The following is a 22,187-nucleotide window of genomic DNA, read 5'->3' as shown; positions in this document are numbered from 1 at the left end:
GTAAGTCTGGTACAAAAAGTAGACGTAAATGTAAACGAAACAAAAGCCATAGGTGTCCTCTCCTTCGTGGCCCACGGGGTTATCGAGGAATGAGAGGAGCAACAGGGCCCACAGGAATAACGGGCAACACAGGAGCAACTGGTGCTGCTGGAGAAACAGGTATTACAGGAAGTACAGGAAATGCTGGCATCACGGGAACAAGGGGTGCAACTGGGATAACTGGAACTATTGGCCCAACGGGGATCACCGGACTGACGGGTACAACAGGGGCTACAGGAACTACTGGTGTCAGGGGAGCGACGGGTGCAACTGGGATAACTGGTGTGAACGGATCTACTGGAGTAACAGGAGTGACTGGCGAAACGGGAGCCACAGGTATGACAGGTACAACTGGAGCGACTGGAGTTACTGGGGCAACCGGAGTAACAGGAGTTACGGGTACCACTGGAGAAACAGGGGCCACAGGAAGTACTGGAGTCACAGGACAAACGGGTGCAACTGGGATAACTGGTGTGACCGGATTTACTGGAGTAACAGGAGACACCGGCGGTACAGGTACAACCGGAGTCACCGGGGAGACAGGAATAACCGGAAATACGGGCAACACAGGAGCAACTGGTTTTACTGGAGAAACAGGATCAACCGGAGCGACTGGTTTTACAGGCATTCCTGGAGCAACAGGGCCTACAGGAATTACTGGTGTCACGGGAGCGACAGGTGCCACTGGGACAACTGGCACAACCGGATTCACTGGAGGAACAGGAGCCACCGGCGTAACCGGAATAACAGGAGCTACTGGCCCAACGGGAATCACCGGACCGACGGGTGCAACTGGAATAACTGGCGTAACCGGCGTTACAGGTACCACTGGAGCAACAGGGGCTACAGGAACTACTGGTGTCACGGGACAAACGGGTGCAACTGGCGCGACCGGAGTTATTGGAGTAACAGGAGCCACCGGCGTAACAGGTATCACAGGAGCGACTGGCCCAACGGGAATTACAGGACCGACGGGTGCAACTGGAATAACTGGCGTAACCGGCGCTACAGGTACGACCGGAGTCACCGGTGAGACAGGAGTAACAGGAGTTACAGGTATCACTGGAGAAACAGGGGCTACAGGAACTACAGGCGTCACGGGAACAACGGGTGCCACTGGGATAACTGGCGCGACTGGATCTACTGGAGTAACAGGAGCCACCGGCGTAACAGGTATCACAGGAGTTACAGGAGTTACAGGTATCACTGGAGCAACAGGGGCTACAGGAACTACTGGAGTCACGGGAGCCACTGGCGTCACGGGAACAACGGGTGCAACTGGGATAACTGGCGCGACTGGATCTACTGGAGTAACAGGAGCCACAGGCGTAACAGGTATCACAGGAGCTACTGGTCCAACGGGAACTACAGGAGTTACGGGTATCACTGGAGCAGCTGGGGCTACAGGAACTACTGGCGTCACGGGAACGACGGGTGCAACTGGGATAACTGGCGCGACCGGATTTACTGGAGTAACGGGAACTACAGGAGTTACAGGTATTACTGGAACTACAGGAACTACAGGCGTCACGGGAACAACGGGTGCAACTGGGTTAACTGGCACGACGGGATTTACTGGAGTAACGGGAGCGACTGGAGTTACTGGGGCAACCGGAGTCACCGGAATTATGGGCAACACAGGAGTAACAGGAGTTACGGGTGCTACTGGGATAACTGGCGCGACCGGATTTACTGGAGTAACAGGAGCCACCGGCGTTACAGGTACAACCGGAGTCACCGGGGAGACAGGAATAACCGGAGTTACGGGTGTTACTGGAGCAACAGGGGCTACAGGAACTACTGGAGAAACAGGGGCTACAGGAACTACAGGTGTCACGGGAACAACGGGTGCAACTGGGATAACTGGCGCGACCGGATTTACTGGAGTAACAGGAGCCACAGGCGTAACAGGTATCACAGGAGCGACTGGGCCAACGGGAACTACAGGAGTTACAGGTATCACTGGAGCAACAGGGGCTACAGGAATTACTGGTGTCACGGGAACAACGGGTGCAACTGGGATAACAGGCACGACCGGAACTACTGGAGTAACAGGAATGACTGGCGAAACGGGAGCCACAGGCATAACAGGTACAACTGGAGCGACTGGATCTACTGGGGAAAACGGAGTTACAGGAGTAACAGGAGTTACGGGTACCACTGGAGAAACAGGGGCCACAGGAAGTACTGGAGTCACAGGACAAACGGGTGCTACTGGGATAACTGGCGCGACCGGATTTACTGGAATAACAGGAGCTACTGGCCCAACGGGAACTACAGGAGTTACAGGTATCACTGGAGCAATTGGGATTACAGGAAATACTGGAATCACAGGACAAACGGGTGCTACTGGAATTACTGGGGCAACCGGCGTTACAGGTACGACCGGAGTCACCGGTGAGACAGGAATAACCGGAATTACGGGAGCCACAGGTATCACAGGAGTTACAGGTGCAACCGGGTTCACTGGATTAACAGGAGCCACTGGCCCAACGGGAATTACAGGAACCACTGGCGTCACGGGAACAACGGGTGCAACTGGGATAACTGGCGCGACCGGATCTACTGGAGTAACAGGAGTGACTGGCGAAACGGGAGCCACAGGCGTAACAGGTATCACAGGAGCTACTGGTCCAACGGGAACTACAGGAGTTACGGGTATCACTGGATTAACAGGAGCTACTGGCCCAACGGGAATTACAGGACCGACGGGTGCAACTGGAATAACTGGCGTAACCGGCGCTACAGGTACGACCGGAGTCACCGGTGAGACAGGAGTAACAGGAGTTACGGGTACCACTGGAGCAACAGGGGCTACAGGAGCTACTGGAGTCACGGGAGCAACGGGTGCAACTGGGATAACTGGCGCGACCGGATTTACTGGAGTAACAGGAGCCACCGGCGTTACAGGTACAACCGGAGTCACCGGGGAGACAGGAATAACCGGAGTTACGGGTATTACTGGAGCAACAGGGGCTACAGGAACTACTGGTGTCACGGGAGTAACGGGTGCAACTGGGATAACTGGCGCAACCGGATTTACTGGATTAACAGGAGTTACAGGTACCACTGGAGAAACAGGGGCTACAGGAACTACAGGTGTCACGGGAACAACGGGTGCAACTGGGATAACTGGCGCAACCGGATTTACTGGATTAACAGGAGTTACAGGTACCACTGGAGCGACTGGCCCAACGGGAACTACAGGAGTCACGGGTACCACTGGCGTAACAGGGGCCACAGGAAGTACTGGAGTCACGGGAATGACGGGTGCAACTGGGATAACTGGCGCGACCGGATTTACTGGATTAACAGGAGTGACTGGCGAAACGGGAGCTACTGGCCCAACGGGAACTACAGGAGTTACAGGTATCACTGGAGCAACAGGGGCTACAGGAATTACTGGTGTTACGGGAACAACGGGTGCAACTGGGATAACTGGCGCAACCGGATTTACTGGAGTAACAGGAGTTACAGGTACCACTGGAGAAACAGGGGCTACAGGAACTACAGGTGTCACGGGAACAACGGGTGCAACTGGGATAACTGGCGCGACCGGATTTACTGGAGTAACAGGAGCCACAGGCATAACAGGTATCACAGGAGCGACTGGGCCAACGGGAACTACAGGAGTTACAGGTATCACTGGAGCAACAGGGGCTACAGGAATTACTGGTGTCACGGGAACAACGGGTGCAACTGGGATAACTGGCGCAACAGGATTTACTGGAGTAACAGGAGCCACAGGCGAAACAGGAATAACAGGAGCTACTGGCCTAACGGGAATTACAGGAGTTATGGGTATTACTGGAGCAACGGGTGCCACTGGGATAACAGGCACGACCGGAACTACTGGAGTAACAGGAATGACTGGCGAAACGGGAGCCACAGGCATAACAGGTACAACTGGAGCGACTGGATCTACTGGGGAAAACGGAGTTACAGGAGTAACAGGAGTTACGGGTACCACTGGAGAAACAGGGGCCACAGGAAGTACTGGAGTCACAGGACAAACGGGTGCTACTGGGATAACTGGCGCGACCGGATTTACTGGAATAACAGGAGCTACTGGCCCAACGGGAACTACAGGAGTTACAGGTATCACTGGAGCAATTGGGGTTACAGGAAATACTGGAATCACAGGACAAACGGGTGCTACTGGAATTACTGGGGCAACCGGCGTTACAGGTACGACCGGAGTCACCGGTGAGACAGGAATAACCGGAATTACGGGAGCCACAGGTATCACAGGAGTTACAGGTGCAACCGGGTTCACTGGATTAACAGGAGCCACTGGCCCAACGGGAATTACAGGAACCACTGGCGTCACGGGAACAACGGGTGCAACTGGGATAACTGGCGCGACCGGATCTACTGGAGTAACAGGAGTGACTGGCGAAACGGGAGCCACAGGCGTAACAGGTATCACAGGAGCTACTGGTCCAACGGGAATTACAGGACCGACGGGTGCAACTGGAATAACTGGCGTAACCGGCGCTACAGGTACGACCGGAGTCACCGGTGAGACAGGAGTAACAGGAGTTACGGGTACCACTGGAGCAACAGGGGCTACAGGAGCTACTGGAGTCACGGGAGCAACGGGTGCAACTGGGATAACTGGCGCGACCGGATTTACTGGAGTAACAGGAGCCACCGGCGTTACAGGTACAACCGGAGTCACCGGGGAGACAGGAATAACCGGAGTTACGGGTATTACTGGAGCAACAGGGGCTACAGGAACTACTGGTGTCACGGGAGTAACGGGTGCAACTGGGATAACTGGCGCAACCGGATTTACTGGATTAACAGGAGTTACAGGTACCACTGGAGCGACTGGCCCAACGGGAACTACAGGAGTCACGGGTACCACTGGCGTAACAGGGGCCACAGGAAGTACTGGAGTCACGGGAATGACGGGTGCAACTGGGATAACTGGCGCGACCGGATTTACTGGATTAACAGGAGTGACTGGCGAAACGGGAGCTACTGGCCCAACGGGAACTACAGGAGTTACAGGTATCACTGGAGCAACAGGGGCTACAGGAATTACTGGTGTTACGGGAGCGACGGGAGCAACTGGGTTAACTGGCGCAACCGGATTTACTGGATTAACAGGAGTTACAGGTACCACTGGAGCGACTGGCCCAACGGGAACTACAGGAGTTACAGGTATTACTGGAATAACTGGGGCTACAGGAACTACTGGTGTCACGGGAGCAACTGGAGCAACTGGGTTAACTGGCGCGACGGGATTTAGTGGAGTAACGGGAGCGACTGGAGTTACTGGGGCAACCGGAGTCACAGGAAGTACTGGAGTCACAGGACAAACGGGTGCAACTGGGTTAACTGGCGCAACCGGATTTACTGGATTAACAGGAGTTACAGGTACCACTGGAGAAACAGGGGCTACAGGAACTACAGGTGTCACGGGACAAACGGGTGCAACTGGGATAACTGGCGCGACGGGAGCTACTGGCCCAACGGGAACTACAGGAGTTACAGGTATTACAGGAATAACTGGGGCTACAGGAACTACTGGTGTCACGGGAGCAACGGGAGCGACTGGAGTTACTGGGGCAACCGGAGTCACAGGACAAACGGGTGCAACTGGGTTAACTGGCGCAACCGGATTTACTGGAGTAACAGGAGTTACAGGTACCACTGGAGAAACAGGGGCTACAGGAACTACAGGTGTCACGGGACAAACGGGTGCAACTGGGATAACTGGCGCGACTGGATCTACTGGAATAACAGGAGCCACCGGCGTAACAGGTATCACAGGAGCGACTGGCCCAACGGGATTTACAGGAGTTACGGGTACCACTGGAGCAACAGGGGCTACAGGAACTACTGGAGTCACGGGAACAACGGGTGCAACTGGGATAACTGGCGCGACCGGATTTACTGGAGTAACAGGAGCCACCGGCGTAACAGGAATAACAGGAGCGACTGGCCCAACGGGATTTACAGGAGTTACAGGTATCACTGGAGAAACAGGGGCTACAGGAGCTACTGGAGTCACGGGAACAACGGGTGCAACTGGGATAACTGGCGCGACCGGATCTACTGGAGTAACAGGAGCCACCGGCGTAACAGGTATCACAGGAGCGACTGGCCCAACGGGAACTACAGGAGTTACAGGTGCGACCGGAGCAACCGGGTTTACTGGAGTAACAGGAGCCACAGGCATAACAGGTATCACTGGAGCAACTGGCACTACAGGCACAACGGGGACTAATGGCATTACTGGGGTAACGGGAATTACAGGTCTGACTGGAGCCACGGGTGCAACTGGAGTTACAGGATTCACAGGGGCGACAGGTATAACTGGAGCTACAGGCACTGCTGGGTTGACCGGTTCTACTGGAGCAACGGGGACTACAGGTGCGAGTGGTCCTACGGGAGCAACCGGAGCAGTCGGGAGTACAGGAGCCACAGGTGAAACAGGAACTACAGGAGCAACCGGGGCAACAGGCCTGACCGGAGCGACGGGGCCCACGGGGCCCAACTTTGCAACACAGGGGTTCTCTGCATTCCTGGCCACACTTTCTACAGCAACAAGCGCGCAGTTGACCAACTGGACCACAACCAGTCCTTATTATGGTAATGCGAACTTCAATGCGACGACAGGAAATTATACCATTCCGGTGACGGGAAGATATTCAATCGTGGCCACGATCAACTATGCAACGACCGCAGCGATTGCGCTATCACTGGGTGCAGGAGTTAACCCCGCATTCCTTGTCCAGAGGACATCACCTACGGTTACAACACTGGTTAGTGGTCTGTTACCTATCCTGAATATAGCCGTTACATTGCTTACACTCAGAGCAGTATTAGGGAGTAGTTCGGTTACCTTGGCAGTGGAAGTGGCATTGAATGCCGGAGATGTGATTGGTCTGTTCTATGCTGCAAATGGATTAACTGTAACGTTGAACCTGGGCAGTGGCGCAACTAACGGTATTGTATGGTCTGTGCATGAGATCACCTAAAAATGATATCTGCGTATTGTGCCTATGGACAAATTCGTGAAGCTGGTTTAAGTTAGTTTGAAGATTTTCGAAATATATTTGGAAATCGCACTAACAAGTGAGGTGTATTCCATGATTCCTATTTTGGGACGTATTAACGAATTAAGTAGAAAGCAACGCAGTAGCGCCGGTTTGACAAAAGCAGAACAAAGTGAGCAGACTGAGCTTAGAAAAGAATACTTGCAGGCTATTCGAGGCCAAGTGCTGACAACTATGCTGGGAGTATCCGTTGTAGACCCGCTGGGTCATGATGTTACCCCCGAGAAGTTAACCAATGAAAAATTGCAGCGCCGTGAACAGGCAGGCCAATAGCATTCCTTCGTGAAGACAGATCAAGGTTACAACTTGGTCTGTCTTTTTTATTTTCTGCAAATCGAACGTCCAGGCGATCCTTCAATACTAAAGCAGGTACCAACTTGTCAGATACTTCGTGAAGATTAACAAGCATGTCAGTTATTTTTAGGTTAGATGACAATAAGTCTGCCACCAACTTCAAAAAAGCTAGGGTAACTCATATAATAACGCTAATATATTTTACGAGTTCATGGGGAAGGTCACATTTATCGAACATAACTAACAAGTAACCTACATTAGAATATCTGACGAAAGATGAACTCATATGCGTACCTCGAAAGGGTTGATGAATCATGAGCCTTGAAGCTTTGAATGCACGTGTGAAGAATGATCTGGCTTACTTGTCCTTTGGAGGGACGGATTGGGTACGCCCAAGAGAGCATGCAGAAGGTCATGTCTATGATGTCGTCATTGTGGGTGGGGGGCAGAGCGGATTGGGGGCAGCATTCGGACTTCTTCGCGAACGGATCTCTAATATTATCGTCATAGATGAGAACACAGCAGGGCTTGAAGGACCTTGGGAAACGTATGCGCGTATGGTTACTTTGCGTACACCCAAGCATCTGACCTCCATCGATCTCGGCATCCCGTCTTTGACCTTCCGCTCATGGTGGGAAGCACAGGTCGGGCACGAAGGATGGGAAACGTTAGATAAAATTCCGCGCGGAGATTGGATGAATTATTTGCGCTGGTATCGTGAAGTGTTGAATCTGCCCGTACTGAATGAAGTGAAATTGACACTTGTTGAGCCCATAGAGAACGGAATACATCGACTTCTTGTGAATAGGGCAGGAATGCAGAAGGATGTAATTCTTGCTCGCAAAGTGGTGCTTGCTACCGGAATACAGGGGGCGGGGAGTGGCATGTACCCCCGATGATTGCTGACAGGCTGCCACGAGCGCTGTATGCCCATACGTCTGAAGATATTGATTTTGATCGGTTAAAAGGTAAAAAGATTGCCGTGCTCGGCGGCGGCGCCTCCGCTTTTGATAATGCAAGCTATGCGCTTGCCGCCGGTGTGGCCGAAGCCCATGTATTTGTACGTCGGGAACAACTACCCAGTGTCAATCTCATTCGGCAGATGGAACAATCCGGTATGATAGAACGATACCACGCTTTGCCGGTTGCTGATAAATATGCAGTGATCTCTCATTTCTTCAAATTCAATCAACCGCCCACGAACGATACGTTTAATCGTGCGGCAGCCTGGCCTGGATTTGAACTGCACCTGAACTCGCCTTGGCTCCATGTAGAGGCTACAGACCATGGGGCTCTAGTGGATACGATGCAAGGCCAATTCACGTTTGATTTTCTGATTATTAGTACAGGTCTTCTTACTGATCCGGCGCTTCGACCAGAACTCCGACTTGTGGAGCCGTATATTGCACGTTGGGAGGACTGTTATCAGGCTCCGCAAGAGCATCGCAATGCATTATTGGACGCACATCCGTTTCTGAGTTCGGGGTTTGCCATGACCAGCAAAACCGAGCAAGGTGAGAAGCCGTTGCATGGACTGTTTGTATTCAATTACTCTGCACTTGCCAGCTGTGGTCTGTCGGCATCGGCAATATCGGGGACCAAGAGCGCGGTGCCCAAACTGGTCACTGCCATTGCGGATCAGTTGTTCCTTGACGATCGGGAGGTTATTTTGCAACAATTCTATGCGTATGAAGAACAAGAATTTACGGCTACGTGGGTGAAAAGTGGTGCCCTCGGCTGAGTCAATGCACTCCATAAGATTGTGAGCGTGCGGCATCTGATGTTGCACGTTTTTTTGTTTTTCGCCATATGAGGTTACACTTGTCTTTAATTTGTTGTAAAATGTCGGTTGGAACATGTTAAAGGCAGGGATAATAGATGAATGAAATGAACTATGAGCAATTTAGATCGCATGTGAAGAAAGCGTCGCGTCAACGAAAGGTACCTTTGATTAAAATTGTTGCATTTCAAGAGAAGTACATGAAGATTGAAGAAGTTCAATTTTATGATGTGGAACAAAATTATATGAGTGTTCAGGCTTGCAATACGTTGTGGATGCATTTGGAGAATAAATCGTTTCGTAATATGGTATCCCAACATTTGCATTATTATAGAGACATGGAGAATCTGGGTCGGCATTCCTTCGAAAATCTGATCAAAGAACTATATGATACGGCTGTTCCTGTGCTGCTCGATTACAATCCCGCTCATTATTACACCTCGGGGCAATTGGCTGAGATTCTGGTTATGGACGAGGAGAAACTGATTGAACAATTGGAGATGGGCCGCTTCAAGGGAGCTTTTATTAATGAGCGTGGTCAATGGCTTAAACCCAAACCGGATGCAACGGTGGTAGAGTCATAAACGCCCTTGAAAAGCAAAATCCTGCAACGCCACGCATAAAGCGCTGGAGGCTGCAGGATTTTTAAGGGGATATGAAGAACATAGGGATACCCTTTAAAGAACATGAAATAAACTTTGTTTGTTAAATGAATCAATTTCAAGCAGGATCTCCCACCAGGCATAATAGCTGGGCTTCCCTTGAATCCAGTCGTGACCTGTCCCGGTCTGAATGAGACTGGTGTTCTCGAAGCCATTAATCCCAATCCAGGCGGATGAATAGGAGTTACGTGTGCAAGGTAGTACATAGGGGACAGTCCATTCCGCTGAGATGCGCCGGTAGGGGTTCGGTAATCCTGTAAGAGCGTAGCCACTCCAGTTGGATGAGATCCATCCGAAGCGGGGATAGGCAGCCTTCTTTTTCGGATGCAGGGCACAGGGTTTACGCCGTTTGTGTGGACGGTCTGTCAAATCAGGTCCCACCTTAGATAAAATAGGGACTAGATTATCAGATGCGTGTTCTGGAGTCGGGGAAAGGGACAATTGGACAAGAAAATAAGTCGTAAGATGCGGTTGTTTGGATGTTTTTAAATTATTTTGAATGAAAATGATTGTTTTTTGTGGAGATTATGATACTATAGAAGCAGTTGGAGGAATGAAGATGCTGACTGAAGAACGATATTCTGCAATTATAGAGCGCTTACATTTACAGGGGATTGTGAAACTGCAAGAGCTTGTCGATGTGCTTGGTGCTTCCGAATCAACGATTAGACGTGACTTGATTGATCTGGAGAGTCGTCAGATGCTCAAACGTATCCACGGCGGCGCTGCACTGGTGAATGAAAAACGACTAGAACCCGGCATGGAAGAGAAAACGTTCAAAAACATTCAACAAAAAACAACGATTGCTCGTTTGGCTGCACAGGAGATCGAAAATGGCGAATGCATTTATCTGGATGCAGGAACAACGACGTTAGCGATGATTCCTTTTATTGAAGCCAAAGACGTGACGGTTGTGACCAATGGACTTTCACATGTTGAAGCATTGGTGAGTAAGCGTATTCGCAGTTATTTGCTCGGAGGTATGATGAAGATTCATACGAAGGCAGTCATTGGCAGTATTGCATTACAGAACATGGATAATTTCCGTTTTGATAAATGTTTTCTTGGAAGCAATGGAGTGGACCCCGAAATGGGGTATACAACGCCTGATCCGGAGGAAGCCTTGATTAAAAGGCGTGCACATCAATTGTCGGGAAAATCTTATGTGCTGGCTGATTCCAGCAAAATAGGGGAAATTACTTTTGCCAAATTATTTGATTTGGAGGAGGCCGATTTGATTACCGAGCATATGCCAGAACACTGGCGGCCTGGAATCGCCCAGAAAACTAAAATAATTGAGGGATAACAATGATATATACAATAACACTAAACCCGTCCATTGATTACATCGTGCAAGTGGATGAGCTGAAGCTTGGCGGATTGAATCGAATGAATCGGGATCTGAAACTTCCTGGTGGCAAAGGCATTAATGTCTCTCGCATACTGAATCAACTTGGGGCAGATAACACGGCCATTGGTTTCCTTGGTGGATTCACGGGACGTTACATTAATGACAAGTTGCAAGAAGATAACATCCGGACAGACTTTGTTACGATTGCAGATGATACGCGCATTAACATCAAGCTGAAGCATGGAGAAGAGACCGAGATTAATGGTCTTGGACCTGCAATAAGTGCTGAAGAGGCAGAGCAGTTACTTCACAAATTGTCTTCATTGCAAAAAGGAGATATGGTCATTCTCTCCGGAAGCATACCACCTTCACTTGGAACGGATTTCTATGATCGTCTCATTCAAGTCTGCAAGCAAACGGGTGCCGAATTCGTGATTGATACAACTGGCCCGGCCCTAATGGAAGCTCTTGAACACGAACCATTGTTGGTGAAGCCGAATCATCATGAACTGGCCGAACTGTTCGGTGTCACCATTGAGACTCGGGATGAACTGGTCGTCTACGGACGCAAGTTGCTCGAAGCCGGTGCGAAGCATGTTCTGATCTCCATGGCAGGCGAAGGTGCGTTGTTCATTACCCAAACGGAAGTTCATCACGCCAACGTCCCAAAAGGGACTGTGAAAAACTCGGTTGGTGCCGGAGACTCCATGATTGGCGGATTCGTAGGTACCTATGTACTGAACGGAGATCTGCTGGAAGCCTTCCGAACAGGGGTTGCATCTGGAAGCGCGACCGCTTTCTCGGATGACCTGGCAACACGGGAACGGATCGACGAACTTCGCAATCAAGTCACTATTACGACGATTTAGTCTAACAAGGCATATATAAAGTATTGAAATGTAATGTAGTGAGGCCTGCATAGCTTAGGCCGACTGAACTTTAAGGGAGTGTACCAAGATGAGAATAACAGACTTGATGATCCGGGAAACGATGATCATGGACCTGCAGGCTACAACCAAGGATGAGGCTATTGATGAATTAATTGCCAGCCTGAACCGAAGCGGACGTATCAATGATCCGGTCCTGTTCAAGGAAATGATCTATAAAAGAGAAGCTGAATCCAGCACGGGCATCGGTGGCGGAATTGCTATGCCACATGCCAAAACAACGGCGGTGAATGAACCAACAGTTGTATTTGCCAAGAGTAGAAAAGGACTTGATTTTGAAGCGCTGGATGATCAGCTCGCTCATGTATTCTTCATGATTGCAGCACCTGAAGGTGCTGGGAATACCCATCTGCGTACGCTTGCAGCTCTTTCCAGGTTGTTGATTGATAGCGATTTCATCTCACAGTTGATGAGTACGGATACACCGGGAGAAGTAAGTGCATTGTTTGATGCCAAACAGGCTGAAGCAGCGGAGAAAGAAGCAGCCAAGGAGAAAGCAAAAGCGGAAAAAGAAGCGAATGCTGCATCCGGCTCAGGTAACGCTAACGATCAGAAACAGAGTACCTCTGGTGTGATTGTAGGTAACGCGAATTCGGAAGATTTTGTCGTTGCGGTAACAGCATGTCCAACAGGAATAGCTCATACATTTATGGCTGAAGATGCACTCAAAAAGAAAGCTCAGGAAATGGGCATTAATATTCGCGTGGAGACAAACGGTTCCGAAGGCGCACAGAATGTTCTGACTGCGGATGAGATTGCCCGCGCCAAAGGGGTCATCGTTGCCGCAGACAAAAATGTGGAGATGGCACGCTTCGATGGCAAACCGGTATTGCAAAGACCGGTGAGCGATGGAATTCGCAAATCCGAAGAGTTGATTCGCAAGGCCGTGAATGGCGATGCGCCGATCTATCGCAGCCAAGGCGGAAATGCCAAGGATGAGGGCGCAAGCGCTGGCAAGGTAAGTGTAGGTAGCAAAATCTATAAAGACCTGATGAACGGAATCTCGCACATGCTGCCATTTGTTGTAGGTGGGGGTATCCTGCTTGCGATCTCCTTCTTATTCGAACAGATTGCTAGCCCTGATAATCCGATTGTGCAATTACTTCAAACCATTGGTGGCGGAACAGGTGCATTCCACTTCCTGATTCCAGTCCTTGCCGGATTTATTGCGATGAGTATCGGCGATCGCCCGGCCCTGATGCCAGGTATGGTCGGTGGATTGATGGCGGTTAACTCCAACGCCGGTTTCCTTGGGGGCTGGCTGCCGGTTTCCTGGCAGGTTATGTAGTTATTGGTCTTCGCAAGGCACTCAAGGGATTGCCGAAAGCCATTGATGGCTTGAAACCAATTTTGCTGTATCCGGTATTCGGTTTGCTCATCGTGGGTGCCATCAGCTTCTATGTCTTTGATCCGATCTTTGGTTCTCTGAACACATGGCTTGTAGAAGCGCTTGGTAATCTGGGGACCGGAAATAAGGTATTGCTTGGTTTGTTACTTGGTGGCATGATGGCCATCGATATGGGCGGACCGTTCAACAAAGCGGCTTACACGTTCGCGATTGGTGTATTCACATCCAGCGGTAACACAGACGGTGCATGGATGGCAGCGGTTATGGCAGGGGGTATGGCGCCTCCTCTGGCGATTGCCCTTGCAACGACATTCTTCAAATCCAAATTTACGGAGCAAGAACGCAAGTCAGGATTGACGAACTATGTACTTGGATTATCTTTCATCACGGAAGGTGCAATTCCATTTGCAGCCGCTGACCCATTGCGGGTATTGACATCCTGTATCATCGGTTCCGCTGTTGCTGGCGGACTAACGCAGCTGTGGAGTATTAACGTTCCGGCTCCGCATGGTGGAATCTTCGTTGCAGCATTGGCGAATCATGCAGTTCTGTTCCTGCTCGCTGTGGCGATTGGTTCGGTGATTTCCGGTCTGATTCTAGGACTGTGGAAGAAGTCGCCTACCCTTGTGAAGTAACAATAATATATGAAATGAACAAAGGCAACTCCCAAGTGAAATTCACTTGGGAGTTGCCTTTTTTATTCCCCCCCCCATTTCCGGTCAGAGGATAGAGACGCATGCTAGATTATACAACAGGCCATTTGATTTTGCGGAGTGCATCCAGTAGCTCGGGTGGTGCATTCAGATTGTCACGGACCAGATCGCGAGGGGTTAAAGCCATCCACTGATTTAGTGAAACATCTTCGAAACGGTCACTTCTGAATATCTCCAAAAACCACAAGGTGTCTGTACCGGTATTTTGTATATAGTGTCCCATGGCTACAGGAACATATCCAACATCTCCAGCACGATAGTCAAAAGTCCGTGCAGCACCATTTCCTCCAAAGACCGTCATTCTTCCTTGTCCTGTCAAATAGTATTGCCACTCATCTGCATTGGGATGCCAGTGCAATTCACGCATGGCCCCGGGTCTGATCTCCACGAGGGCAGCGGCAACAGTGGTCGAGATGGGGAAGTTGGTGGAATCGACAATCCGCACGCTTCCTCCGGGTGTAATGAGCGGTTCCTGGGCCAGTAATCGATGTTTGAACGTGAGGGGAACAGTGCCGTATGGAGATTGAACTTCCTGGCTCTCGATGGAACCCGGGACGGTATCTTGGTAAATATAGACCTGTTCCTTCGGCATCGATTGAAAAGCAGATTCGGGTACGCCGAAGTTGAGTGACAAAACCTCTGGTGGTGTATGAGCAAACCAGTCGGATATGGATAACGTATTTAGATCAGAGAAAGAGCCATCATCAAACACGAGCAGAAATTCACACCCATCGTCCAGTCCCTGAATGGAATGGGGTAGACCTTTGGGGAAAAACCAGAGATCGCCAGGTCCGACATCTGAAATGAAATTACGCCCGTTCTGATCAACGGAGGTGATTCTCGCTGTTCCCCAGATCATATAGGCCCACTCGGACTGCTGATGCCAATGCAGTTCACGCACGCCTCCTGGAGTCAGACTCATATTCACACCGGCCAGTGTCGTCGCAATTGGCAGATCCCGCACCGTGATTTCACGCGACCATCCCCCATGGTTCAGCTGCATATGTGTATCGGAAAAAGACATTCTCAGGTTAGGCAATAATCCATTATCGGTTGCCGGAGGTACCAGCATGTCTGGATTCTGTATGTCTCTCATAACATCTCGGGGTCCCAGATCAGGCCCACCAGCGCCATCTTTACGTATCGGTTGCGGTACATTATATGGTTTTCCGTTACTGTGCTGTCTTTCACTCATTCTATTTTCCTCCTGGTAGGGTGCAGATTTTAATGGGCACTGTGTGTGTTGACACTATTACAACTATGAATCGGAGCCTGGCTATTATGAAAGACGGACGACAAAAATAACGTGACCGAGTGCGGTCACGCTCTAAAGATATTTGGGTAATCGTTTCAATAAAATCCGGTAGGCGTACTACCTATCCTGAGTATCATGGTTGAATGAAGGCTTTTCAGACATGCGTTGTGCAAAAACGTTGCTCGTAGATCTCGTTTACCCGGTTTAAAACTGCAGCGCCGTGCTCTGTGAAACGAAGGGTAGCTACCTTGTTTTTAATCAGAAACGTACCAGATTCATGTCTAGTTGGTGAAAAGGCGGCATTGTAGAGCAATGAAGCGCCATGACTTGGATGAGGGAAGAACCATCTCATGACGGGTTTGATATAGAAGGGCAGACCGGACGTTTTGTTGCCCTTTAATGTATTATTTCCTCCAGGATCTACGCTCAGAATCTGAATTCCATCGGATTTAGCAGAATTAGCAGCCTCATGTGTCCATAACGAGAGACCAAGCTTGGAAATGGCATATGGACCAAACAGCTTCTTGAATTCAGTTGGACGTTCCAGGATGTTCAGATCAAATTGTTTGACCCTGTTGAACGCGCTGGTGGAAGTATTAATGACGGTTTTCATTTGTCCTTGGAGCAATAGCTCAACTAATTCCATGTAAATAATGTAAGGGACCACGGTCTGAAGTTCAAAGTGCAATTCATGTCCTTGGTCTGAGAACTGAAGTTCGGCCGTGCTGCCTCCGGCATTGTTAAACAAGACATCGATCGAATCGGTATCGGATTTAATCAGCTCCAGTGCAGTTCTCAGATTGTCATAGTTGGTCAGATTAGCTTGAACCAAACGGAGCTGGCCTGAACGTATTGCGTTCTGGATATCGGTATCATCGGCGGGGAAAGAGGAACGGTTGAGACCGATGACTTTCCATCCTTCAACCAGTAACCTGCGGGTGAGTTCAAGACCGATTCCCGACGTTGAGCCTGTGATGAGAGCGGTGCGAAGCTGATTTTGTATATTCATAAATACCTCCAGGATGAATGGGATTACAGAACGGATCTGTATGCTGCGTTCATTCTATAACTTGGAGTCGACTCCAAGTCAAGGGTAAGCATAGAAACGAATTATGGCTTGACTTGGAGCTGACTCCAAGTTGTACTATGGAGAGAAATGAATGTGGAGGAGGCTCGTGATGATGAGCGATAATGAAGTGTTCTCCATTAAAGAAACGTCAGAGCAGGCCGGAATATCGGAAGATACGATTCGTTATTATGAGAAGATTGGACTGCTTCCCCGAGCTGAACGCAAGGCCAATCGCCATCGCGTATATCGCCCGGGGGATATCCATACGATGAAGTTGATTACTTGTCTGAAAAAAACAGGGATGTCTTTGGATGAAATGAAGCCTTACCTACAGATGTCTATGGATTCGGATCTCGCAGACTTCCCTGATGAGCAAGAGATGCTGGTGAATTACCGGAAGAAAGTGGAGTCGCAGATTGCTTCATTGCAGCAGGTGGTTGATTTTATTAATGAGAAGCTGGACAAGCGGAGTATGTTTCCTGATGAATACCCTATTATGAGGGAGAACCAGATGTCTGTGTTTGAGAAAAAGAATATATTCTCCTGATGTACCACTTAGAGTTAGAGCCTTTTTGGTATATAATAGGTACAATTGATACCGAAAAGAGGAATTCAATCTTGACCTTACAACAATTAAAATATGCGATTGAAGTGGCTACGCGGGGCTCGATGAATGAGGCGGCTAAACGGCTATTTATCTCTCAGCCCAGCCTGTCGAATGCCATTCGGGATCTGGAGCAGGAACTGCGTATTACCATTTTTGAACGGACCAATAAGGGCATATCCCTATCCAAAGAAGGTGTGGAGTTCCTGAGTTATGCACGTCAGGTGGTGGAACAAGCCGAACTGCTAGAGAATCGGTATCTGAACGCCAAGCCATCGCCTCAGCATTTCTCGGTATCCACCCAGCACTACGCGTTTGCAGTGAATGCCTTTGTACGTCTGGTGCAGCAGTACGGTCAGGATGAATACGAGTTGGCGCTCCGAGAGACCAAGACGTATGAGATCATTCAAGACGTGAAAAGCCTGCGTAGCGAGATCGGCATCCTGTATCTGAACGAATTCAATGACAAAGTCATTAACAAATTGCTAAAGGATGCTGGACTGGTGTTCACAAGCCTATTCACAGCCAAGCCGCATATCTTTATCAGTGTGAAGAACCCGCTAGCGAAGCAGAAGTCGGTTGCCATTGAGCAATTACAGGATTATCCATACCTGTCCTTTGATCAGGGGGAATACAATTCTTTTCATTTTTCCGAAGAAATCCTGAGTACGTTATCACATCCCAAAAGTATACAGGTCAATGACCGTGCAACGTTGTTTAATCTGTTGATTGGTTTGAATGGTTATACCATCTCTACCGGAGTCCTTAGTGCCGATCTGAACGGCAATGAGATTATCCCTGTTCCGCTGGAATGTGAAGAGTCTATTAATGTAGGTTGGATAAGTCACAAGAGTACTTCTCTCTCCAACTTGGGAGTGGAATATGTTCAGGCTCTGCATGAGGCAATTGGATCTTGAACATGACGGGCAAGTTATGGCAAAGACTGTTTCCGCGCGATCGGAAACGGTCTTTATTTTGTTTTTTCCATCAAACAGGCATAGGGTGGTGCATGGTTATCCCTTATAATAGAATGATTATAGGCAATGGATTAACAGCCAGAGAACGAAGGGAGAACGGTTAGTGAGAGTTCTGTATCGAAATAAAAGTGAGCAGCATGAGCTGACGGTATATGATACAAACAGGCTGTATGGAGAGAAAGGGCGTTTTCGTGTTCTGGAGTTCTCCAACGCGGCGGTGCAGGGTGCGATAGATCTGGATACGCCTGCCCGGATGGTGTTGGAATATCCCAGAGCGATGGTGCATCTCATGGAACGGAATAATTCTGAATTTGATTCCGTATTTGTGGTAGGACATGGTATTGGCACACTACCAACCTACTTGTCGGATCGTCAGGTCAAGGTGGCTGAGTTGGACGAAGAGGTTGCTGAGTTGAGCCAAACCTTTTTTGGATATAATGGAAGTCCTGTTCTGATCGGGGATGGTCGCGAATTATTAGAGCAGGAACCTGCTGGAACATATGACTATATTATTATTGATGCTTTTTCGGCAACGGGTACACCCGAGCAGTTTACGTCCAGTTCTTTTTTTGCGATGGTCAAGGACAAGCTCGACTCGGATGGATCTGTGATCCTTAATGTATTTGGGCGTGCGGGTAGTGACCCGCTTGTGAATGCGATCTATACGACACTTCAAGGGCAGTTTGCCCATACGCGTGCATTCGCATTGCCAACCGAAACGGCGGATGAGGTACAGAATCGTATTTTGATGGGAAGCAATCACCCGATTGAATTTCAGATTCGTCATATGGCAGGGTTCGTTGAACAGGAGCCCGAAGAAGGGTATATCATTATGGATTGAAGTTGGGCTGCAGCTGGTTGGAATCCATAAATATCTATCTGTCATTGAATTGTCGTATTTGTAATCTGATTGTTAAGATATCAAACCTTCTTTATATCTTCTTAACAACTTTCGTGTAAAATAAAATAAGTATGCCTTTTCATGAAAATCCGGGGGAAGTAAACATGATTGCACATAAGAGAGTATCCAGATTACGAAGAAAATTAAAAAATACGAAGAAGATCAGTCTTACTGCTTTGCTTGGCGGGTTGGTTACCATTTCGGTCTTAATGACATTAACCATCATGGTCATCTCATCCTATACATCCCAGAAACAGTCACTCATTGATAACACCCTGTCCCTTAATTATGCAAGTGCTGTGCAAGTAAGCCAAACGCTGGACTCGCTTTTTAGTTCCATGCAGGAGAGCTTAAAATATGCAGCTAAATATTTCCCGGAATTGGACTTCTCCGATACGGATAAACTGAGTTCCACACTCGATTTGATTCGTAATAGCAGTAACTATTTTAACTCTATTTCGCTTGTAGATGAGACGGGAGTTGTCCTGTCCACATCACCCTATTTAAAGGACAGCATAGGTCGGCATGTTAGTTCTGAAGCGGCTAAAGCAGCGATTAAGTCGAGAGATTCGTATATTTCCAAAGCATACCAAACACCAAGAACGAAGCGAAGAATTGTTTTTGTTAGTGAACCCATCTTTACTTCGACAGGAGAGTACAAGGGCACGATCGGCGGCAATATTTATTTGCAGGAAAATAATATCTTGAGTCTGTCTTTTGGGAGTCAGTTGAAGACAAGCAATGGTTCATATTTCTTTATAGTGGATCAGAAAGGCACATTGTTATTTCATCCAGACACCAACCGAATAGGTGAAAATGTCAGCAAGAATAAAGTGGTGCAGAAGCTGCTAAAAGACCAAACGGGGAAAGAACAATACAACAATCTGGCAGGTGTGGATTCCCTTGCGGGATATTACAAAGTTCCTTCAACCGGCTGGGGCATTGTGGTCGTGTCTCCAACCCAAACGGTGTATGATCAGCTCAATCATCATATCCAGTTGTTGTTGCTGTATACTTCAGTCCCGTTTCTGGTACTCACTCTAATTGTAATTCAGGTTGCGCGCAAGCTTGCGCGTCCCTTTGTGCTATTGGGTGATCTGGTGAATCAGGTCGACAAGGGACAAGTGGAGCTGTCCGTACTGAAGCCGCACTGGAACAGAGAGGCGGATCTTCTCACACGAACGGTTGTTGGCGCCATGGCGAACTTTAGGAAGCAGAAGGACCAGCTTTCCTATGATGCCAGAACAGATGTATTAACCGGGATGAACAATCGTAGAACCTTTGAAGAAGTCATTCAGGACTGGATTCAGGAGGGAGATCCGTTCTCCATTATTGTTCTGGATATTGACCGCTTCAAATCCATTAATGATACATTCGGGCATCACGCCGGGGATGAAGTGCTAAAACACATCGCTAATATCATTCAATTATCGGTGCGGCCAGAAGATATCTGTGCTCGTTTTGGAGGTGAGGAGTTCGTCGTTCTGTTACGGAATTCCGAGTCCGACTTGGCTTTTGAGATGGCTGAACGTATTCGAATTTCAGTTGAAGAAAGTGTGGTGCCTGTAGATCGTCCCGTCACTATATCGGCAGGTATTGCGGAGTTCCCGCTGCATTCCGCAACAGCGACAGAATTGTTTCACTTGGCAGATAATGCATTGTACCAAGCGAAGGAAGAGGGACGTAACCGCACCGTTACGATCCAGACGGTTATTAAATAAGCAAAGAAGCTGCTTCCGTATGAACAGGGGGCAGCTTCTTCGGTCTGGTTACACCTAACATATGACTATTTCCTCTTCTCTGGATGTATAAATGATAAAAATATACGTATATACGTCATTTCAGTGACGACAGAATAGTGTCACACAGAGCCATCGTTCCAATGTTATCCTTGGCGCTCGAATGCGGGACAGACTGGTTCTGGCAACATGCGATGAAATGAGCCATCTCACCAACGAATCCACGCAGGTAAAGGTCACGGTAAGCACCAGACATGGGAGAGCCTGAGGCAGTGAATACGGTATCCTGCTCCTCAAGAGATTTCCAGGGAAGGCTGTCTGAAATTCGGGATTGATGAATAGTGAGTGTGCTGATTTCTTCAGATAACGCAAATCCGTCATCGAAGGTAACGAGCACACTTTCGCTTTCTCGTGACCATGCACTCATCCCGGTAAAATACGTGCTGCCCACTACGTTATGATCAAATACAAAGGAAATACTTTGATTAATATGTTCCCCATCCTTGAAGGTTGTGCCTGTAACCCTCACGGCTTCTCCGAACAGGAAACGCATCAGATCGACCATATGAATGGCAGCGAGCTTCATGAACTGTTCCTCATCTTTGCAAAATGGCGTGCTGTCTACAGCGAACTTCATTTGGAATGAACGTACTTTACCTAACGAACCACCATCGATGAGCTCCTTGAGTTTCATATATACTGGAGCATACCGTTTCATAAAACCCACCATGACGATGACACCGGCCTTCTCGGCAGCTTCAGCTACAGTGGCGGCTTCGATGGCGTTCCATCCGAGCGGTTTATCTACGTATACGTTTTTGCCAGCCTGAATACACTCAAGAACAAGCGTAGTTTGATCGTCAGGCTGGGCAACGACAACGACTCCGTCACATGACTCCTGCTGTAACATAAGCCTGGCGTTGTCATATGCTGTACCCTTGCTACCAAACCGCCGCAGAGCGGCTTCGGAGCGTTCTATATTGCGAGTGGCAATGGCCTGAATGTGTGCTCCAGTCTCAACCACAGAAGGGTATATATTGGTGGATGCATGGAACCCTGCACCGATAAAGCAAAGTTTGGCTGTATTCAAAGTGAATCTCTCCTTTGAGTTGTTATTCTTATTCAATCGCATTCATTCATCATGTCTACCTGGTTATTGAAATCATTAATGGCTACGATAGAGCGTTTGAAGTTGAGAAAAAAGGACATATGTCCTATTTGAGAATGAATAAAAAAGAAGTTGCATTTTAATTTTGGAGCATGTATACTCTGAATTACGGTAAAACAAGGAATTGCTTCACCGGAACACTTTTCATCTGTGGATGAGGAGATACATATTATGCGGTCGTGGCGGAATTGGCAGACGCGCACGGTTCAGGTCCGTGTGGGCTAACCCCGTGGAGGTTCGAGTCCTCTCGACCGCATCGAAGAACGTATT

At 48.8% G+C, this 22,187-nt stretch carries 13 protein-coding genes, 1 tRNA gene and 2 pseudogenes; 12 read left to right on the top strand and 4 right to left on the bottom strand.

The annotated features are described in order from the left end of the window. The first annotated feature begins 89 nt into the window (after positions 1–89). The 4 genes and pseudogenes from C0Q44_RS30935 (at position 90) to C0Q44_RS12915 (ending at position 9,767) form a co-directional block, all read left to right on the top strand. Positions 90–7,031 carry a hypothetical protein gene (locus C0Q44_RS30935; protein ID WP_105407751.1) on the top strand — a complete coding sequence of 2,314 codons (6,942 nt, stop codon included), beginning with the start codon at positions 90–92 and terminating at the stop codon, positions 7,029–7,031. A 111-nt stretch (positions 7,032–7,142) separates the two neighbouring features. Then, positions 7,143–7,382 (top strand): DUF896 domain-containing protein, encoded by a 240-nt coding sequence (locus C0Q44_RS12925; RefSeq protein WP_105407750.1) that lies wholly within the window; start codon positions 7,143–7,145, stop codon positions 7,380–7,382. A 335-nt stretch (positions 7,383–7,717) separates the two neighbouring features. Beyond that, positions 7,718–9,144 (top strand): annotated as a pseudogene (locus C0Q44_RS12920) (FAD/NAD(P)-binding protein). 137 nt (positions 9,145–9,281) lie between these two features. Next, positions 9,282–9,767 (top strand): hypothetical protein, encoded by a 486-nt coding sequence (locus C0Q44_RS12915; protein ID WP_105407749.1) that lies wholly within the window; start codon positions 9,282–9,284, stop codon positions 9,765–9,767. A 93-nt stretch (positions 9,768–9,860) separates the two neighbouring features. Here C0Q44_RS12915 and C0Q44_RS12910 read toward each other — a convergent pair whose 3' ends face one another. After that, positions 9,861–10,214 carry a G1 family glutamic endopeptidase gene (locus tag C0Q44_RS12910; RefSeq protein WP_258166301.1) on the bottom strand — a complete coding sequence of 118 codons (354 nt, stop codon included), beginning with the start codon at positions 10,212–10,214 and terminating at the stop codon, positions 9,861–9,863. 190 nt (positions 10,215–10,404) lie between these two features. On the opposite strand from C0Q44_RS12910, the gene C0Q44_RS12905 reads away from it, so the two are divergent. The 3 genes and pseudogenes from C0Q44_RS12905 to C0Q44_RS12895 all read left to right on the top strand — a co-directional run bounded on the left by C0Q44_RS12905 (position 10,405) and on the right by C0Q44_RS12895 (position 14,126). Next, a complete protein-coding gene (locus C0Q44_RS12905; RefSeq protein WP_105407748.1) occupies positions 10,405–11,151 on the top strand; it encodes a DeoR/GlpR family DNA-binding transcription regulator in 747 nt (248 codons plus the stop codon). Between the two features lie 2 nt (positions 11,152–11,153). Continuing rightward, the gene (gene pfkB / locus C0Q44_RS12900; protein WP_105407747.1) at positions 11,154–12,065 is read left to right on the top strand and encodes a 1-phosphofructokinase; all 912 of its coding nucleotides are present in this window, start codon (positions 11,154–11,156) and stop codon (positions 12,063–12,065) included. Between the two features lie 88 nt (positions 12,066–12,153). Next, positions 12,154–14,126: pseudogene (locus C0Q44_RS12895) on the top strand (PTS fructose transporter subunit IIABC). 109 nt (positions 14,127–14,235) lie between these two features. On the opposite strand, the gene C0Q44_RS12890 reads toward C0Q44_RS12895, so the two are convergent. Then, complete coding sequence (locus tag C0Q44_RS12890; protein WP_105407746.1) at positions 14,236–15,399, bottom strand: oxalate decarboxylase family bicupin; 1,164 nt, start codon at positions 15,397–15,399, stop codon at positions 14,236–14,238. A 214-nt stretch (positions 15,400–15,613) separates the two neighbouring features. After that, positions 15,614–16,468 (bottom strand): SDR family NAD(P)-dependent oxidoreductase, encoded by an 855-nt coding sequence (locus C0Q44_RS12885; protein ID WP_105407745.1) that lies wholly within the window; start codon positions 16,466–16,468, stop codon positions 15,614–15,616. 172 nt (positions 16,469–16,640) lie between these two features. On the opposite strand from C0Q44_RS12885, the gene C0Q44_RS12880 reads away from it, so the two are divergent. The 4 genes from C0Q44_RS12880 to C0Q44_RS12865 all read left to right on the top strand — a co-directional run bounded on the left by C0Q44_RS12880 (position 16,641) and on the right by C0Q44_RS12865 (position 20,731). Continuing rightward, entirely contained in the window at positions 16,641–17,075 is a 435-nt protein-coding gene (locus C0Q44_RS12880) for a MerR family transcriptional regulator (RefSeq protein ID WP_258166300.1), read from the top strand. Positions 17,076–17,146: 71 nt separating this feature from the next. Further along, complete coding sequence (locus C0Q44_RS12875) at positions 17,147–18,049, top strand: LysR family transcriptional regulator (protein WP_105407743.1); 903 nt, start codon at positions 17,147–17,149, stop codon at positions 18,047–18,049. A gap of 163 nt (positions 18,050–18,212) precedes the next feature. After that, on the top strand, positions 18,213–18,950 hold the full coding sequence (locus C0Q44_RS12870) for a spermidine synthase (RefSeq protein WP_105407742.1): 738 nt from the start codon (positions 18,213–18,215) through the stop codon (positions 18,948–18,950). Between the two features lie 164 nt (positions 18,951–19,114). Then, positions 19,115–20,731 (top strand): sensor domain-containing diguanylate cyclase, encoded by a 1,617-nt coding sequence (locus tag C0Q44_RS12865; RefSeq protein WP_105407741.1) that lies wholly within the window; start codon positions 19,115–19,117, stop codon positions 20,729–20,731. A gap of 115 nt (positions 20,732–20,846) precedes the next feature. Here C0Q44_RS12865 and C0Q44_RS12860 read toward each other — a convergent pair whose 3' ends face one another. Then, positions 20,847–21,839, bottom strand: coding sequence for a Gfo/Idh/MocA family protein (locus C0Q44_RS12860; RefSeq protein ID WP_105407740.1), 993 nt, complete (start codon positions 21,837–21,839; stop codon positions 20,847–20,849). Between the two features lie 251 nt (positions 21,840–22,090). On the opposite strand from C0Q44_RS12860, the gene C0Q44_RS12855 reads away from it, so the two are divergent. Continuing rightward, a tRNA-Leu gene (locus C0Q44_RS12855) sits at positions 22,091–22,173 on the top strand. Positions 22,174–22,187 lie beyond the last annotated feature (14 nt).

Origin of the sequence: Paenibacillus sp. PCH8 (assembly GCF_002968835.1) — a bacterium.
GTDB lineage: Bacteria > Bacillota > Bacilli > Paenibacillales > Paenibacillaceae > Paenibacillus.
Note: the sequence above shows the minus strand (reverse complement) of the source record. Positions and strands in the feature narration are given on the sequence as shown.

What these genes read in the sequence shown, in the direction of transcription:
- C0Q44_RS30935 (WP_105407751.1), top strand. Translation starts at nt 90, where the DNA reads ATGAGAGGAGCAACAGGGCCCACAGGAATAACGGGCAACACAGGAGCA.
- C0Q44_RS12925 (WP_105407750.1), top strand. Translation starts at nt 7,143, where the DNA reads ATGATTCCTATTTTGGGACGTATTAACGAATTAAGTAGAAAGCAACGC.
- C0Q44_RS12915 (WP_105407749.1), top strand. Translation starts at nt 9,282, where the DNA reads ATGAATGAAATGAACTATGAGCAATTTAGATCGCATGTGAAGAAAGCG.
- C0Q44_RS12905 (WP_105407748.1), top strand. Translation starts at nt 10,405, where the DNA reads ATGCTGACTGAAGAACGATATTCTGCAATTATAGAGCGCTTACATTTA.
- pfkB (WP_105407747.1), top strand. Translation starts at nt 11,154, where the DNA reads ATGATATATACAATAACACTAAACCCGTCCATTGATTACATCGTGCAA.
- C0Q44_RS12890 (WP_105407746.1), bottom strand. Translation starts at nt 15,399, where the DNA reads ATGAGTGAAAGACAGCACAGTAACGGAAAACCATATAATGTACCGCAA.
- C0Q44_RS12885 (WP_105407745.1), bottom strand. Translation starts at nt 16,468, where the DNA reads ATGAATATACAAAATCAGCTTCGCACCGCTCTCATCACAGGCTCAACG.
- C0Q44_RS12880 (WP_258166300.1), top strand. Translation starts at nt 16,641, where the DNA reads ATGAGCGATAATGAAGTGTTCTCCATTAAAGAAACGTCAGAGCAGGCC.
- C0Q44_RS12865 (WP_105407741.1), top strand. Translation starts at nt 19,115, where the DNA reads ATGATTGCACATAAGAGAGTATCCAGATTACGAAGAAAATTAAAAAAT.